The organism is Actinomadura sp. HBU206391, assembly GCF_014323665.1.
Taxonomy (GTDB): domain Bacteria; phylum Actinomycetota; class Actinomycetes; order Streptosporangiales; family Streptosporangiaceae; genus Actinomadura_C.
Window position 1 is genome coordinate 1 of record NZ_JABVEB010000519.1, and the last position, 1,633, is coordinate 1,633.

A 1,633-nucleotide genomic window follows, 5' to 3' on the forward strand; every position below is an offset into this window, starting at 1 on the left:
CCTCGCGGAGCACGAACACCGCCCGCTCCGTCGGCCCGAGCGTTTCCAGCACGGTCAGCATCGCGATCGAGACGCTCTCCGCGAGTTCGATGTCCTCGGCGATATCGGGGGTGGTCAGCAGCGGTTCCGGCAGCCACTCGCCGACGTATTCCTCGCGGCGGCGCGACAACGTTCGCAGGCGGTTGAGCGCTTGCCGCGTCACGACCCGGATGAGGTACGCCCGCGGGTCACGCACCTGCGAGTGGTCTACGTCGGCCCACCGCAGCCAGGCCTCCTGCAGCACGTCCTCCGCGTCGGCCGCCGACCCGAGCATCTCGTAGGCGACCGTGAACAGCAGGCTGCGATGGGCGACGAACGGGTCGTCGGTCATGGCGTCAACGCTACGCCGGAACTCTCAGGGCGCGCGGCCAGGGGGATCTCGCACGCAGCGGAGAAGCCCTGCGACTCGATCCCAAGCGCCGTGTTGCTCCTGGTCGCGAAGTTGGAAAGTGCAATGAACACGGTGAGCTCAACCATCGCCGCCGGGCCGAGCCGGTCGAGCAGGCGTGCGGACAGCTCGTCGGTGACGGTCGGCGGCGTGTTCGTCATGGCCTCGGCGTACTCCAGCACGTCCTGCTCCAGCGGCGTGAACACCTCCGACTCCCGCCAGCGCGGCACCTGGCTCGCCTTGGCCATGTCCAGGTTCTCGTTCTGCGCCTGGAAGTAGCTGAGATCGAGGCACCAGCCGCAGCCGACCTGTGCCGCGACGGCCATGTGCGCGAACGACTTGAGGCTCTCGTCGGCCGCATCCCATTTGCTCGCCTTGCCCCCGAGCCGCAGGGTGGCCTTGACGACCTTGCGGTTGTGCCACATCACCTCGACGGGCTCGGGCACGTCGCCCAACATCTTGCGGCTGAAGCGCTTGATCATGCGGCCGGTGAACCCGGTGAGCTCCGTCTTCGGAACGCGTGGCGCCATGGTGTCCTCCCTGTACGTTCTCCTGTTCGGCATCAAGACACCGCCGGGCGCGCGAACGTGACACGTCGCACGTGGACAGGGTCTGTCGCGCTGATTGAGAGAACGCGAGGTTCTCTTTGTCACGATGTGAGGATGGTTTGACCCAGTGTCGGCCCATGCTTTGAGGAGGTCGTGACTTCATCTCCGGGGGTGAGGTGCCCAGCGGGAATCAATCTCTGCAGGCCCGGATCACGTTGGTGGCCGGCGCCTTCGCCGCGCTGTTCTGTCTCGTTGTCGGTGCGCTCGTGGTGATCGCCGTGCGCGAAAGCGCCGCCCGCCATGGACAGCAGCAGATCATGGGGGCCATCGACCAGGTGCAGCACCACTTCAAACAGGGTGCGCTCCCCAGCACGCTGGTCCAGAACGCCGATGAGGCGATCCAGGTCCGGGACCCGCATGGGAGGGTCGTCGCGGCGACCCCGCAGCTCGCCGGCAAGCCGCTGATGGCGACCTTTCTTCCAGCGACGACAGAGTTCAGCGCCTATCGGACGTTGTGCCCGCCGGCCGGTCTGGAGGGCTGCATGACCGTCAGGGCGTACAAGGTCTTCCGGCCGGACGGCCCCTGGATCATCTATACCGCGATTCCGGCGATTCCCTGGTACGCCAACTCCATACTGGCGATCTTCCTCGGTGTCGT

General features: G+C 66.6%; 2 protein-coding genes and 1 pseudogene. 1 reads left to right on the plus strand and 2 read right to left on the minus strand.

All coding sequences use genetic code 11. The features are described 5' to 3' along the window. A partial coding sequence (locus HKK72_RS39020) for a sigma-70 family RNA polymerase sigma factor (protein WP_187239396.1) occupies positions 1 to 370 on the minus strand: 370 nt, incomplete at its 3' end. Further along, positions 367 to 957: a carboxymuconolactone decarboxylase family protein gene (locus tag HKK72_RS39025; RefSeq protein ID WP_187239397.1), complete on the minus strand. Its 591-nt coding sequence runs from the start codon at positions 955 to 957 to the stop codon at positions 367 to 369. The genes HKK72_RS39020 and HKK72_RS39025, both read right to left, overlap by 4 nt. A gap of 236 nt (positions 958 to 1,193) precedes the next feature. On the opposite strand from HKK72_RS39025, the pseudogene HKK72_RS39030 reads away from it, so the two are divergent. Then, positions 1,194 to 1,633 (plus strand): annotated as a pseudogene (locus HKK72_RS39030) (sensor histidine kinase); the annotation flags it as partial.